Genomic DNA, 14,396 nt, shown 5'->3' on the forward strand with positions numbered 1-14,396 from the left:
TGCCGCCAGCTGCGGGCATCGGCGTGTATTTGACGTGAACGCGTTTGTTCTGGGATTCTCCCGAGTTGTTTCGCACATCGGACGTGCATGTCTTCCACCGAACCCAGGAATCCCGCATGAGCGTAGACGCCGCCGCGAAATCCGTTCCCGAACCGGCGTTGCCGGAGTTCAAGACCCTCTTGGGCCATCCGCGTCCCTTGTGGATGCTGTTCATGGCCGAATTCTGGGAACGCTTTGCGTTCTACGGCATCCGGTGGGCGATGGTGTTGTACATCGTGGCCCAGTTCCATGGCGGCGAGGCCTCCGGTGAGAAGCCGGCAAGCGAGTTGTATGGCGCCTACCTGGCGCTGGTGTATGCCGGTGCCATCTTCGGCGGCTATGTCGCTGACAAACTGATCGGCTTCCAGCGGTCGATCCTGCTGGGCGCGCTGTTCATGGCGGTCGGCCTGTTCATGCTGGCCTCGCCGACCGAGCTGCTGTTCAAGCTCGGCCTGGCGACCATCATCGTCGGCAACGGTCTGTTCAAGCCGATCATTTCGACCCTGGTCGGCAAGCTGTACCTGCAGGGCGACGTGCGCCGCGATTCGGGCTTCACGATCTTCTACATGGGCATCAACCTCGGTGCGATGATCGCCCCGGTGATCACCGGCTGGCTTGCCCGTGAGATCTTCGGTACCGATGCGATGCCGCATTACCAGGTGGTGTTCATCTCCGCCGGCGTGGGCATGCTGGTCAGCCTGGTCTGGTTCTGGTTGGGCCGTCGCCAGCTCAAGGGCATTGGCGAACCGGCCCCGGGCCAGGAGAGTGTCGGCCGCGTGGGCATGGTGGCCGTGCTGGGCGCCATCATCGGCATCCCGCTGTTCTACTTCCTGCTCACCATCGACGCACAGGCCCTGCAGGCCCTGCTGATGGCGCTGTTCGTGGTGCCGGCGGTGATGCTGCTGATCGAAGGTGTCCGTGGCGGCAGCGTGAGCCGCGACAAGGTCATCGCGATGCTGGTGATCTTCGTGTTCAACGTGCTGTTCTGGATGTTCTTCGAGCAGGCCGGCAGCTCCTTCACCTTCCTGGCCGACCGCATCGTCAACCGCGAGTTCGGTGACTGGACCTTCCCGCTGGAATGGTTCCAGTCGGTGAACTCGATCGCGATCATCACCCTGGCCCCGATCCTGGCCTGGCTGTGGGTCAAGATGGGCAAGGCCAATCCGTCGATTCCGCGCAAGTTCGGCCTGGGCCTGGTGTTCAACGGCCTGGCCTTCCTGCTGCTGATGGTGGCCCTGTCGAGCATGGTCGATGGCGCCGGCAAGATTCCGTTCTGGACCTTGTTCATGGTGTACGTGATCCAGTCCGTCGGTGAGCTGTGCCTGTCGCCGATCGGTCTGTCGATGACCACCAAGCTGGCCCCGGCCCGCCTGGGCGGCATGGCGATGGGCTGCTGGTTCCTGTCGATCGCCATCGGCAACAACCTGGCGGGCATCTTTGCCGGTCGGGTCAGTGGCGAAGGCGGCATGACCGTGCAGTCGGCACAGTCCGGTTACACCTTCGGCTTCATCGCCCTGGTTGGCTCCGGCGTGCTGCTGTTCCTGGTCGCGCCGCTGATCAACAAGCTGATGCACGGCGTCAAGTGAGGTCTGCGATGCGCATGAAAGCAGCGGTTATGTCGATGATCGTGACCGGCCTGCTGGCCGCCTGTTCGCCGTCGTCGGCGCCCACCGCTGCGCCTGCGCAGCCGCTGGATACCTCCGAGCAGAAGCCCCCGGTCGCCGATCCCGGCGAACCGGTGGCCTCGGTCAACACCCCGGCCGCGGCGGACATCGCCGCGATCGCGGCGCTCAACGCCCAGTTCGATCCCGCCCGCGATCCGGTCGCCGATCTGGCCACGGCCAAGGTCGAGGCCCAGCGCGGCGGCAAGCGGATCATCCTCGACGTGGGCGGCGAGTGGTGCCCGTGGTGCCATCTGATGGACGGTTTCATCGAGGGCGATGCGCAGATCCGCAGCTTCCGCGATGCGAACTATGTCTGGATGAAGGTCAACTACAGCGAAGACAACGAGAACGCGGCGTTCCTGTCGCAGTTCCCGGCAGTGAAGGGCTATCCGCACCTGTTCGTGCTCGATGCCGACGGCACGCTGCTGCATTCGCAGTTCACCGGGGAGCTGGAGGCGGACAAGGGGCAGAAGAAGGGCTACGACCGTGGCCGCTTCTTCGCCTTCATGAAGCAATGGGCGCCACCCAAGGCGTCGTGATCGAAAAAGCCGCGGATTCCGCGGCTTTTTTTTGCGTTACTGCCAGCTGCGTGCCAGACGACGTGACGCGTCGCATCCCGTTGAAGCCGATCGCTGGTCGGCTTGCGTCGGAGTGGGGGGCCTTCGGTGTCCCTGCCGATAGTGCGCCGTAGATCAGCAGCAGCCGACCAACGGTCGGCTCCACCGGAGTGGCGTGTCCGGAAAATCCTGACTATCCATCAGGATCACGATTCGACATCATCTGATTCATATTGGTGAATAAATTTCCGTGCTGGTGTTCACGGAATGACGCGGGAAAGCGGCAGGTGGGACTGCGGCAACATAGCGGTTGCTAAAGCAACCGCCGCGTCCAGCCGCTATTACCTGTAGTCGGGGTGCCTTTTCGGGCACGCCGGCAGGCGAGGGTTGCGCTGGCGATGTAGGCGGGGGAAGGACCGGGCGGCCCGCTCTGGTGCCAGGGCTTTTTTTATCAGGGATAACAAGGTGCGATCGCATCCGGGCAGTTGCCTGGCGTGCCGCACTGGCTTGGCTTGCGTGTCGGCAAGCGTACTCAAGGATCAGAACATGGAGCTGCACATGGGAATCGTCGCCGCAGAGGATGCTGGGCACGCAGGACGCACGGGTACATCGCGCCGCATGGCGTGGACCTGGCTCGCCTCGACACTCTTGCTGTTCTGGATCCTGATGCCAACGGCCCGCGCTGCGTCGTTCAACGAGAGCTTCAGCAGCCCACCATCGGGGGTATCAGCCAATACCAACGGCGCTGGCGTTGCCTCGTTCCAGATGACCCTGGGGGGGGAAGTGTTTGTTTTCACCGCTCCCACCAATGCATTTGTCTGGGAGCCCGTCTCCGGCTTGCTGGTCAATAGATCCGTCACCCAAATGACCATCCGGCGGTTGGACAACGCGCCGTTCGTGCTCAATACGCTCGGGTTCAATGGCGATTACGGGCCAGACTTTGATGTTACCGTCAGCCTGTTACGCAGCGGCTCGGAGGTAATGCAGCGGCAGATAACGCCTTTCTTCTACGGCGTGCAGTCTTTCAGCGCCCTGGAGGTGGATGAGATCCGCATGACGGGCTTGGACCTGCTCGGGGTGACCCTCAACGGCTTCGCGGGCAACAGCCAAGCCACGGCGGCTGCGCCTGCGGTCACTGCGGTGTCGCCATCGGCCGGGCCAAACACGGGCGGGACGGCCGTCACCATCACCGGCAGCAACTTCAGCGGCGCCACGGCGGTGACCTTCGGCGGGACCGCAGCGACCGGTTATACGGTCAACAGCGCTACCCAGATCACCGCGACTGCCCCGGCAGGCACCGGCACGGTGGATGTGCGCGTCGCCACCAGCGCGGGTACCAGTGCCATCAGCGCCGCGGACCAGTTCACGTATGTCGCCGCGCCTGTAGTCAGCGCTGTGTCGCCGGCGGCCGGCCCGACCACGGGCGGCACGACGGTGATCATCACCGGCAGCAACTTCGCCAGCACCACCGCGGTGACCTTTGGCGGTACGTCGGCCACTGGCTTCACTGTCAACAGCAATACCCAGATCACCGCGACCGCACCTGCCGGCACCAGCACGGTGGACATCCGCGTTACCACGACCGGTGGCACCAGCGCGACCAGTGTGGCAGACCGGTTCACGTACGTGCCCGCGCCCGCGGTAACCTCGCTGTCGCCGGCGTCCGGTCCAGGCACGGGAGGCAACACCGTCATCATCACCGGTACCGACTTCGGTGCCGTCAATGCGGTGACCTTTGGTGCGACCGCAGCGACCGCTTACACGGTCAACAGCGCCACCCAGATCACCGCGACCGCCCCGGCCGGATCCGGCACGGTCGACGTGCGGGTGACCACCGCCGGTGGCACCAGTGCGACCAGCGTCGCCGACCAGTACACCTATCTCTCCGCGCCGACCGTGACATCGCTGTCGCCAACATCCGGCCCTACCGCTGGCGGTACCACCGTGGTCATTACCGGCGCCAACCTGGCTGGCGCGACGTCGGTGTTCTTCGGTGCCACCCATGCAACCGGCTTCATCGTCAACAGCGCCACGCAGATCACCGCGACCGCACCTGCCGGCACCGGCACGGTGGATGTGCGCGTCGCCACCAGCGCGGGCATCAGCGCGACCAGCTTCGCCGATCAGTTCACCTATGTCAGCGCACCAACAGTGACCTCGGTGTCTCCGACGGCGGGCCCACCGGGTGGGGGCAACACGCTGCTGATCACCGGTACCGGCTTCACCGGCGCCACTGCAGTCACTTTTGGTGGCCAGGCCGCACTTGGCTACGCGGTCGACAGCGCCACCCAGATCCGTGCCGAAGCACCGGCAGGCACCGGCACAGTCAACGTGCGGGTGACCACCGCCGGCGGCACCAGTGCGACCAGCGCAGCGAATCAGTACAGCTACGCCGCTGCGCCAACGATCACTGCGGTATCGCCGACGTCCGGGCCCGGCACGGGCGGCACGAGCGTCACCATCACCGGCAGCAACTTCAGCGGCGCCACGGCGGTGACCTTCGGTGGGACCGCAGCGACCGGTTACACGGTCAACAGCGCCACGCAGCTCACCGCGACCGCACCGGCCGGCACCGGCACGGTGGACATCCGCGTGACCACGGGTGGCGGGACCAGCGCGACCAGCGTCGCCGATCAGTTCACCTATGTCAGCGCACCAACAGTGACTTCGGTGTCGCCGACGGCGGGTCCACCGGGTGGGGGCAACACGCTGTTGATCACCGGTACCGGCTTCACCGGCGCCACCGCGGTCACCTTTGGTGGCCAGGCTGCGCTTGGCTACGCGGTCGACAGCGCCACCCAGATCCGTGCCGAAGCACCGGCAGGCACCGGCACAGTCAACGTGCGGGTGACCACCGCCGGCGGCACCAGTGCGACCAGCGCAGCGAATCAGTACAGCTACGCCGCTGTGCCAACGATCACTTCGGTATCGCCGACGTCCGGGCCCGGCACGGGCGGTACGAGCGTCACCATCACCGGCAGCAACTTCAGCGGCGCCACGGCGGTGAGCTTCGGTGCGACCGCAGCGACCGGTTATACGGTCAACAGCGCCACGCAGATCACCGCGGCCGCACCGGCCGGCACCGGCACGGTGGACATCCGCGTGACCACGGGTGGCGGTACCAGCGCGACCAGCGTCGCCGATCAGTTCACCTATGTCAGCGCACCAACAGTGACTTCGGTGTCTCCGACGGCGGGCCCACCGGGTGGGGGCAACACGCTGTTGATCACCGGTACCGGCTTCACCGGCGCCACCGCGGTCACCTTTGGTGGCCAGGCTGCGCTTGGCTACGCGGTCGACAGCGCCACCCAGATCCGTGCCGAAGCACCGGCAGGCACCGGCACAGTCAACGTGCGGGTGACCACCGCCGGTGGCGTCAGTGCGGACGGGGTGGGCAACGAATACCGTTACCTGTCAGCGCCGGTAGCCAGCAGCTTCACCTATGCCAGCGAAGTGCCCTACAACGCGGGCGGCAACCTGCCGCTGGTATTCAACCTGGCCAGCCAGGCAAGCAACTCGCCCACGGCTTTCGCGGTGACCTCGTCTGTCACCACGCTGGGCGGCTCGGTCAGCATCGACGCTGCCGGCCAGGTCAGCTACGTGGCACCGGTCGGCCATCGCGCGGTGAATGACAGCTTCCAGTACACCGCCAGCAACGGCGGTGGTACCTCGCCGCCGGCAACGGTCACCCTGACGCTGGGCAACCCGACGCTGACCGCAGCGCTTGCCGGCAACGGCGTGCACGGCGTTGCCCTCTCGGCAGCGGCGATCAGCGTCAGCGGCGGTCGTGCGCCATACACCTGTGCGGCGATGCCTGCCTCGGGCACGCTGCCGGCCGGTGTGCAGCTCAACGCGGATTGCTCGCTCAGCGGCACCCCCACCCAGAGTGGCAGCTTCACCTTTGCCGCCGAGATCACCGACAGCTCGAGCGCGGCCTTCACCGCCACCAGCAGCGCGCTCACGCTTGCCATCAGTGCCTCGGTACCGGGCGCCCCGAGCATCGGCACTGCCACGCTCTCCGGCACCGGTGCGGTCACGGTCACCTTCAGCGCCCCACCCAGCGACGGCGGTGCCGCGATCACTCAGTACACCGTGACCGCGAACCCAGGTGGCGCCACCGTCACCGGTAGCGGCTCGCCGCTGACGGTGACAGGCCTCACCGCCGGCACCGGGTACACCTTCACGGTCACCGCCACCAATGCGGCCGGTACCAGCGTGGGCTCGGCGCCGTCCAATACCGCCACGCCGATCGCGGCGCTGGTGGTAGGCCCGGTCAACGCCACGATCGCCTACGGTGCATCGGCCACGCCGATCGTACTGGTCATCAACGGTGTGCCAGCCACAGTCGCGGTGGTCGCCGCGCCTGCCCATGGCACCGCCGTGATCAGCGGCAACGGCATCCAGTACACGCCCAATCCGGGTTATGCCGGTGCTGACCGCTTCAGCTACCGCGCAAGCGATGCGTTCAGTACGTCCGCGCCGGCCGAAGTGAGCATCACTGTGTCCCCGCCGGCCGTTGCGCTGACGCAGGCGACGCTGGCCGAAGGCAGTACCAGTGCCACCTACAGCCAGACGCTGCACGCCACCGGGGGAGCCGAGCCGTATACCTTTGCAGTAACCGCCGGCGCGCTGCCGGCCGGCATTACGCTGCAGGGCAACGGCACGTTGTCCGGCCGCGCCACGGTTGCTGGCACCTTTGCCTTCGACGTGACCGTCACCGACAGCAGCACCGGCGATGGCCCGTTTACGGCCAACCGCAGCTACAGCCTTGTCATTGCCGCGCCGTCGGTGGTGCTGGATCTGCCCACGCTGCCCGATGCCGGCGGTGCACAGTCCTACACCCAGCAGTTGTCCGCCAGCGGCGGTACCGCGCCGTATCGTTTCGCGCTGCGTGCGGGGCGCCTGCCGACGGGCCTGGTGTTGTCCGAGTCCGGTGCCGTATCCGGCGAGCCAAGCGAGGCGGGCACGTTCGCCTTCGAGGTGCAGGTAACCGATGCCAACGGCTTCGGCGGCAACCGCGCTTATACCTTCGTGGTGCAGTCCGCAGCCCAGGCCATCGCTGCCTTCGTTGCTACCCCGGACGCCCCGGTGTACCGCCCGGGCGGCACGTTCACCGTGTCCGCCGCCGGCGGTGCGTCCGGCCAGCCGGTATTGTTCGCCAGCGCCAGCCCGTCGGTGTGCAGCGTGCAGGGTGGCACGGTCACCATGCTCGCCGCCGGCACCTGCGCGCTGACCGCCGATCAGGCCGGCAACGGTCTGTACGCTGCAGCCCCGCAGGTGCGCATGGACGTGGTGGTCGCGGCGGCCACGCCGGTGATCACCTGGGTGGAGAACCTGTCCAAGGTGTACGGCGAAGACGCGTTCGAGCTGCAGGCACCGCAGAGCAACAGCCCTGGCGCGTTCACCTTCAGCAGCTCCAACACCGCGGTGGCCACCCTGAACGGGCGCACGGTAACGCTGCAGGGCGAGGGCACCACCACGATCACCGCGGCCCAGGCCGCCAGCGCCGGCTATGCCGCCGCAAGCGTGCAGGTGCAGCTGGTGGTCGTCGGTCGTCCCGACCCGACCCAGGACCAGCAGGTGGTCAGCAGCCTGCAGGCACAGGTGGACTCCACCGTGCGCTTTGCCCAGGTGCAGCAGGCCAACATCCGTGATCGCCTCCGTCAGATACGCACCGGTACCAATGCGTCCAGCATGAACGTGGTGCTGGCCTATGCCGGCGGCAACGGTCAGCAGGGCCTGTCGGTGCCGGTGGGCAATGGCCTGCTCGAGGCGCCGGCGCTGCCGCAGGGCTGGGGCACGTGGGCGGCCGGTACGCTGAGCTTTGGCAGTGTCGGTCGGGGCCGCACCAGTGCCGACTTCAACACCGGTGGCATAACGGTCGGCGCGGATCGCGCGCTGGGCGAGAACGTGCTGCTGGGTGTGGCGGGCAGCTGGGGGCGCCAGGACACCTCGTTCGATGGCAGCCCGTCCACTACCGACGCCGACCAGCGCTCGCTGGCCGTCTACGGCCTGTGGCGCAGTGGCGAGCACGTCTTCATCGATGCAATGCTGGCAGCCGGCAAGTTGGACTTCAGCATGAACCGCTGGAGTGAGCTGGCTGCGGCATCGGCGCGCAGCAATCGTGCCGGCGACCAGTTGTTCGGCTCGCTCACCTTCGGTTACGAACACCGCACCGCCACCGGAACCACGCTTACCACGTACGGCCGCTATGACGGACACAAGGCCGAGCTGGACCCCTACCGCGAGCATGGCCTGGGGGTATACGACCTGAGCTACGGGCGTCAGGACGTGGAGAGCAACGCGCTGGCGGTGGGTCTGGAAGGAACGCACGCGTTCAAGACCGACCGGGTGACCTGGCGTCCGTACTGGAGCCTGGAATACCGCACCGCGCTGGATGATCGCAGCGACGTGGCGATGAACTACGTCCAGCGTCCGGTTGCACGCGATTACCTGCTGGCCATGCACAGTTACAACGACGACACCCTGTCGGTCGGCGCGGGCGTGGACCTGCAGTTCGACAGCGGCTGGATGTTCTCGCTGCTGATCGGTCACGATCAGGGCCGCAACACGCTGCGCAGCAACAGCATCGGGCTGCAGGTGCGCTATGGGAGCCGCAGCAGCGCGCCCACCGTGCGCTCGCGTCCTCAGGGCAACGACCTGTTGGGTGCGGCACAGGCGCAGCCGGCGTGCGCTGACATGCCAGCCGGTTGTGTGTCTGCCGCTGTGCCGCGGGCAGGGATGACCGGGGCGCGCTGACCGGCGCCCAATGACGGCCGATCCACGGTCGCACTGCAGTTCGTTGAACAAGAGCGCCTCGATCCCACCAGGGATCGAGGCGTTTATTTCTGCTCAACTTCTTCGTTGGTCTGCCGTTACCTCCAAGGACCTCATGCCGCGCTGTTCGTGGCGGACAACCGACGGAATCCACGCATGCAGCCGGGCACCAGCGACAGCACCACCGAAGTTTCCCTTGATGCGCCGGCCGGCGTGAGCCTGCCGCCGGTCGATGTGCTGCTCGACGACCAGACCGCGCCGGATGCGCTGGATGCCGAGGCGGAGACTCCGGCACCGGGCGCGATCCGTTACCGCCTGCCGATGGTGTCCGTTCCGGACAACGTACTGCTCAAAGCGGCCGTGCAGAAACTGGTCGAGCAGAAAGCGCAGCTGGACGCACTCGCGCGCCAGGGCACGCTGCCCGGCCTGATTCCCGCCGAGTGGCAGGGTAGTGGGATCCGAGGGGTGGACCTGCAGGGCTTCGTGCTGAGCGTGGTGCCGTTCCTGCAGAACGCGGGCAAGGACGAAACCGCGCCGGCCCGCCTGCCGCTCAAGCATGTGCTCGGCGATGCCGGGCGTTGGGATCAGCACGACGTCGCCGAGCCCAAATCGCTGGCGTTCTTCCTGGCCAGCGATGATCGCGCCAGTGCCGGCGTGAAAGATCCGGCCGAGGCCTACCTAGTCGGTGCGCTTGGCCTGGCGTGGGTACACGAGGGCCGCACCCGCCCCGGCTTCCTGCGCGCGATGGGCTATGACAGCATGGCCGCCCGGGTGCACATGCTGCCGTACCCGGCCGCCGCGCAGCTGGCGCTCTACAGCGTCGTCGCGCACGGCGTGCCGCAGCTATGGTGCGTGCTCGACCGCCGCAAGGTACGGCCGCTGCTGGCGCCCTGGATCAGCGTGCCGCTGCTGACCGCCTACGGGGTAAACCCACCGCAGACCTGGCCGACCAGCTTCCCGGCCGTGGATGAGGTGGCCGCGATGCTGGCCACCGCGCGCACCGGCAAGGGGCCGGTGGAGGCGGACCTGACCAAGGTCGCGGCCAAGGTCGCGCAGGACGCATCGGCAGAGACGTGGATGCCGGTCAGCCTGCTCCAGGTCGGGACCTGGTCACCGCGCTGGCGCTACTTCATGGCCGTGTTCATCGGCCTGCCGTCACTGCTGCTGGTGGTCGCTGCACTGGCCCTGCCAGGCGCGATCGAGGCGGCCGCAGTGGCCGCCTCGCTGGGCTTTGCCGCCGGCGCCATCGGCGCCCTGGCCGCGCCCTGGGTGCATGCACGGCGCAAACACCTGAGCTGAGCCGCGTCGGCCAGTGGCCAACGGTTGCTGGCTACTCGTCCATCCGCTGCAGGCCTTCCCCGGCCAGGCGCAGGATCAGCGTTTCCAGCAGCTGCTCCTCTTCTTCGCTGAGCACGGACATCAGCTTGCGGGTGATATCGATCACCAGCGGGGCGATGGTCTCGTACACCTCGAACCCGGCCGCCGACAGCGCCAGCACCGAGCGGCGGCGGTCGTCGCCATGGGTTTCACGCTTGATGAAGCCGCGTTCGAGCAGTCTGGCCACGGCGCGGCTGACCGCGACCTTGTCCATCGCCGTGCGATCGGACACCTCGCTGGCCGACGAGCCCGGGTACAGCGCCAGGACCGTGATCACCCGCCACTCGGGGATCGCCAGGCCATAACGGTCTCCGTACAGCTTGGCGATGTTGCCGCTGACGCGGTTGGACAGAACGCTCAGCCGGTAGGGCAGGAACTGCTCCAGATCGAGCAGGGCGTGCGAGGCGCGGATGCTGTGACTGCTGGGATCGGGCGGGCTCATGCTGCGGTGCACCTTGATGGTGGTTTCATGTGAAACTATAACCTACGTTCCGGACTCCGCATTCTCGCGGGTCTGCCTTCCTACCGCACCTGGTTTTTTCCGATGCGGACTGCTTTGGAGCCACAGCATGACCAGCCAAACGAGCACCGCGTCCTACGCACCCGATCCGGGCATGCAGGTCACCACCTTCGAAAACCCGATGGGCATCGATGGTTTCGAGTTCGTCGAGTTCGCCGCCCCGGCCGGCCGTGGCGCGGAACTGCACGACTATTTCCGCAAGATGGGCTTCACCGCGGTGCTGCGCCACAAGCAGCGAGCGATCACGGTCTATCGCCAGGGCGACGTGAACTTCCTGGTCAATGAGGAGCCGGACTCGTTCGCCTCGGACTTCGCCGACAAGCACGGCCCCTGCGCCTGCGGCTTCGCGATCCGCTTCAAGAAGCCGGGCGACGAGGTCTACCAGATGGCGCTGGGCAACGGCGCCGAAGCGATCGACTTCAAGCCTGAAACCCGTGCGGTTGCCGCCCCGATCATCAAGGGCATCGGCGACTGCATGCTGTACCTGGTTGACCGCTACGGCGCCAACGGCAGCATGTTCGACACCGACTACGCGCCGATCGACGGCGTGGACCCGCGCCCGAAGGGCTTCGGGCTGACCTTCATCGATCATCTGACCCACAACCTGTACTTCGGCAACATGCAGCAGTGGTCGGACTACTACGAGCGCCTGTTCAACTTCCGCGAGATCCGCTACTTCGACATCAAGGGCCTCAAGACCGGCCTGGTGTCCAAGGCGATGACCGCCCCGGACGGCATCGTGCGCATCCCGCTCAACGAATCCTCCGATCCGAAGAGCCAGATCAACGAATACCTCGATGCCTACAAGGGCGAGGGCATCCAGCACATCGCCTGTTTCACCGAAAACATCTACGACACCGTGGAAGCGATGCGCGCCCAGGGCGTGGAGTTCCTCGATACCCCGGACACGTACTTCGACGTGATCGACATGCGCGTGCCCAACCACGGTGAAGACGTGGCCCGCCTGGCGAAGAACAAGATCCTGATCGATGCCGACCCGGAGACCCACCAGCGCAAGCTACTGCAGATCTTCACCACCAACTGCATCGGCCCGATCTTCTTCGAGATCATCCAGCGCAAGGGCAATGAAGGCTTCGGCGAAGGCAACTTCACCGCGCTGTTCGAGAGCATCGAGCGCGATCAGATCAAGCGCGGCGTGCTGTAAGCCGCCTGCTGTAAAGCGCCCGGCACCCGTCGGCGTTACGCTTCAACGGTGGCATCCGCGTCCGCGTGGGTGCCACCGGCTGTATTCCCTTGCCATCCACGCCTTCGGCGGAGCAGGACCATGAACAACCCGATGTCATCGCGCGGCTATCAGACCGGTTTCGGCAACGAGTTCGCCACCGAGGCGGTGCCCGGTGCGCTGCCGGTGGGGCAGAACTCCCCGCAGCGTGTCGCCCATGGCCTGTACGCCGAACAGCTGTCCGGCACCGCGTTCACCGCGCCGCGCGGCAGCAACCGCCGCAGCTGGATGTACCGCATCCGCCCGGCGGTGACCCACGGTGAGTTCACCCCCTTTACCCAGCCGCATCTACACGGCGATTTCGCGCACGGCGCGGTGTCGCCCAATCAGCTGCGCTGGGATCCGTTGCCGCTGCCCACCACGCCCACCGATTTCATCGACGGGCTGTACACGATGGGGGGCAACGGCTCGCCCGACGCCCACCATGGCGTGGGTATCCACCTGTATGCCGCCAACCGCGACATGCAGGGCCGCTATTTCTACAACGCCGATGGCGAGCTGCTGATCGTTCCGCAGCTCGGCCGCCTGCGTCTGCTCACCGAAATGGGCGTGATAGAGATCGAACCGCAGCAGATCGCGGTGATCCCGCGCGGCGTGCGCTTCCGTGTCGAGCTGCCTGATGGCGATGCCCGTGGCTACGTCTGCGAGAACTTCGGCGCGCTGCTCAAGCTGCCCGACCTGGGGCCGATCGGGTCCAACGGCTTGGCCAACTCGCGCGACTTCGAAACCCCGCATGCGGCGTTCGAGAACATCGACGGCGCGTTCGAACTGATCGCCAAGTTCGCCGGTCAGCTGTGGCGTGCGGACATCGATCATTCGCCGCTGGACGTGGTGGCCTGGCACGGCAACTACGCGCCGTACCGCTACGATCTGCGCCGCTTCAACACGATCGGCTCGATCAGTCATGACCATCCGGATCCCTCGATTTTCCTCGTGCTGCATTCGCCCAGTGACACGCCGGGCACCAGCAACATGGATTTTGCGATCTTCCCGCCGCGCTGGCTGGTCGCGCAGAACACCTTCCGCCCGCCGTGGTTCCACCGCAACATCGCCAGCGAATTCATGGGCCTGATCCACGGCGCCTACGATGCGAAGGCCGAAGGCTTCGTGCCCGGCGGCGCCTCGCTGCACAACTGCATGAGCGGGCACGGCCCGGACGCGGCCACCTTCGAAAAGGCCTCCGCCGCCGACCTGAGCAGGCCGGACGTGATCAAGGACACCATGGCCTTCATGTTCGAAACCCGCGGCGTGATCCGCCCCACCGCACAGGCGATGGACGCGGCGCATCGCCAGCGCGGGTACCAGCAGTGCTGGCAGGGATTGAAGGCGAATTTTTCGGAGTAAACGGGCGCTTAGACGCCGTCCGACCCGCGGCGGGTCGGCAGCACGCGGTCAATGTGAACGTCGTTCCCCGTGCGTTGGTAGGCGATCAGATACCTGCCGTCGCGTGTTGCATACAGAAATGTTCCTCTGATGGCATCGACGCGATACACCGCCGCACCATCCAAGGCATCTCCTTCGTTCTCGATCGCATCGTCGCGTGCGAGGGCTGCGATGAACAGGTGCGGGTCCGGCAGCGCCACGGCGCGCTCAAAGGCTGCAATGAGTAGCTGGGTTCTATCCTCGAGGGCCAGCCTGCCCCACGCAACCGTCATTTCGTGGACGAGGGGGGCTTCAATGCCGTTTGCAATTCGTCACCGAGTCGCGCCTTGAGCGCCGCCATGTGCAGGTGCGCATCGGTGCGGGACAGTGCCGGCCGTGAATCCGCGCGCGCCTCGGCCACTGCTTCACGGATGCGTTCCAGATAGGCCGAGTCTTCATGCAACTGCTTCAGGGCGCGTGACCGATCCGGACGTAACCGGCGCGAGGGCTCGGCTCCGGCAATCGCTGTCGCGTCAACGCGATAGCGCGTGATCCCCAACTGGGCCAAGACACGCGCGGCTGCCTGGACGCCGGAGAACAGACGGGTCGTCCCATCTTTGGTCGCCAGGGCGCGGTCGCTGTTCTCCAAGGCGAAGGTGACGACGTAGCCACCCGGTTCCGCGGTCACCGTGGTGTCTCGCAGGCTGCCAGCGGCGGCAAGTTCCCGGGCAGTCGCCAGTTTGATCGTATCGACCATGCTCGACTCCCAATTAACTGTTATTTGGGAATCATACATTAGTAAAACCTCGCTCTCGGACAGGCCTTCACCCTGCGCGTTGCCCCTCGCCGCGTCCAAT

At 66.3% G+C, this 14,396-nt stretch carries 9 protein-coding genes; 6 read left to right on the forward strand and 3 right to left on the reverse strand.

Annotated features, from left to right (window positions below; all coding sequences use genetic code 11):
• Nucleotides 1-116 precede the first annotated feature (116 nt).
• The 4 genes from ABE464_RS13305 (at nucleotide 117) to ABE464_RS13320 (ending at nucleotide 10,336) form a co-directional block, all read left to right on the forward strand.
• On the forward strand, nucleotides 117-1,625 hold the full coding sequence (locus ABE464_RS13305; RefSeq protein WP_346472353.1) for an oligopeptide:H+ symporter: 1,509 nt from the start codon (nucleotides 117-119) through the stop codon (nucleotides 1,623-1,625).
• Nucleotides 1,626-1,633: 8 nt separating this feature from the next.
• Entirely contained in the window at nucleotides 1,634-2,242 is a 609-nt protein-coding gene (locus tag ABE464_RS13310; protein WP_346472354.1) for a thioredoxin family protein, read from the forward strand.
• A gap of 636 nt (nucleotides 2,243-2,878) precedes the next feature.
• Entirely contained in the window at nucleotides 2,879-9,019 is a 6,141-nt protein-coding gene (locus ABE464_RS13315) for an IPT/TIG domain-containing protein (RefSeq protein ID WP_346472355.1), read from the forward strand.
• 174 nt (nucleotides 9,020-9,193) lie between these two features.
• The gene (locus ABE464_RS13320; protein ID WP_346472356.1) at nucleotides 9,194-10,336 is read left to right on the forward strand and encodes a hypothetical protein; all 1,143 of its coding nucleotides are present in this window, start codon (nucleotides 9,194-9,196) and stop codon (nucleotides 10,334-10,336) included.
• A gap of 31 nt (nucleotides 10,337-10,367) precedes the next feature.
• Here ABE464_RS13320 and ABE464_RS13325 read toward each other — a convergent pair whose 3' ends face one another.
• The gene (locus tag ABE464_RS13325; RefSeq protein WP_259258821.1) at nucleotides 10,368-10,856 is read right to left on the reverse strand and encodes a MarR family winged helix-turn-helix transcriptional regulator; all 489 of its coding nucleotides are present in this window, start codon (nucleotides 10,854-10,856) and stop codon (nucleotides 10,368-10,370) included.
• Between the two features lie 127 nt (nucleotides 10,857-10,983).
• Between ABE464_RS13325 and hppD the strand changes: the two genes are divergently transcribed.
• Nucleotides 10,984-12,099, forward strand: a complete 1,116-nt coding sequence (gene hppD, locus ABE464_RS13330) for a 4-hydroxyphenylpyruvate dioxygenase (RefSeq protein WP_346472357.1) — start codon at nucleotides 10,984-10,986, stop codon at nucleotides 12,097-12,099.
• A gap of 120 nt (nucleotides 12,100-12,219) precedes the next feature.
• Nucleotides 12,220-13,521 (forward strand): homogentisate 1,2-dioxygenase, encoded by a 1,302-nt coding sequence (gene hmgA / locus ABE464_RS13335; protein ID WP_346472358.1) that lies wholly within the window; start codon nucleotides 12,220-12,222, stop codon nucleotides 13,519-13,521.
• A gap of 8 nt (nucleotides 13,522-13,529) precedes the next feature.
• Here hmgA and ABE464_RS13340 read toward each other — a convergent pair whose 3' ends face one another.
• The gene (locus ABE464_RS13340) at nucleotides 13,530-13,832 is read right to left on the reverse strand and encodes a plasmid stabilization protein (RefSeq protein ID WP_346472359.1); all 303 of its coding nucleotides are present in this window, start codon (nucleotides 13,830-13,832) and stop codon (nucleotides 13,530-13,532) included.
• On the reverse strand, nucleotides 13,829-14,296 hold the full coding sequence (locus ABE464_RS13345; RefSeq protein ID WP_346472360.1) for a hypothetical protein: 468 nt from the start codon (nucleotides 14,294-14,296) through the stop codon (nucleotides 13,829-13,831). Before ABE464_RS13345 ends, ABE464_RS13340 begins: the two co-directional genes overlap by 4 nt.
• Nucleotides 14,297-14,396: the final 100 nt, after the last annotated feature.

The organism is Stenotrophomonas sp. TWI587 (assembly GCF_039674145.1).
In the GTDB taxonomy this organism is placed as follows: Bacteria; Pseudomonadota; Gammaproteobacteria; order Xanthomonadales; family Xanthomonadaceae; genus Stenotrophomonas; species Stenotrophomonas maltophilia_AY.

What these genes read in the sequence shown, in the direction of transcription:
- ABE464_RS13305 (WP_346472353.1), top strand. Translation starts at nt 117, where the DNA reads ATGAGCGTAGACGCCGCCGCGAAATCCGTTCCCGAACCGGCGTTGCCG.
- ABE464_RS13310 (WP_346472354.1), top strand. Translation starts at nt 1,634, where the DNA reads ATGCGCATGAAAGCAGCGGTTATGTCGATGATCGTGACCGGCCTGCTG.
- ABE464_RS13315 (WP_346472355.1), top strand. Translation starts at nt 2,879, where the DNA reads ATGGCGTGGACCTGGCTCGCCTCGACACTCTTGCTGTTCTGGATCCTG.
- ABE464_RS13320 (WP_346472356.1), top strand. Translation starts at nt 9,194, where the DNA reads ATGCAGCCGGGCACCAGCGACAGCACCACCGAAGTTTCCCTTGATGCG.
- ABE464_RS13325 (WP_259258821.1), bottom strand. Translation starts at nt 10,856, where the DNA reads ATGAGCCCGCCCGATCCCAGCAGTCACAGCATCCGCGCCTCGCACGCC.
- hppD (WP_346472357.1), top strand. Translation starts at nt 10,984, where the DNA reads ATGACCAGCCAAACGAGCACCGCGTCCTACGCACCCGATCCGGGCATG.
- hmgA (WP_346472358.1), top strand. Translation starts at nt 12,220, where the DNA reads ATGAACAACCCGATGTCATCGCGCGGCTATCAGACCGGTTTCGGCAAC.
- ABE464_RS13340 (WP_346472359.1), bottom strand. Translation starts at nt 13,832, where the DNA reads ATGACGGTTGCGTGGGGCAGGCTGGCCCTCGAGGATAGAACCCAGCTA.
- ABE464_RS13345 (WP_346472360.1), bottom strand. Translation starts at nt 14,296, where the DNA reads ATGGTCGATACGATCAAACTGGCGACTGCCCGGGAACTTGCCGCCGCT.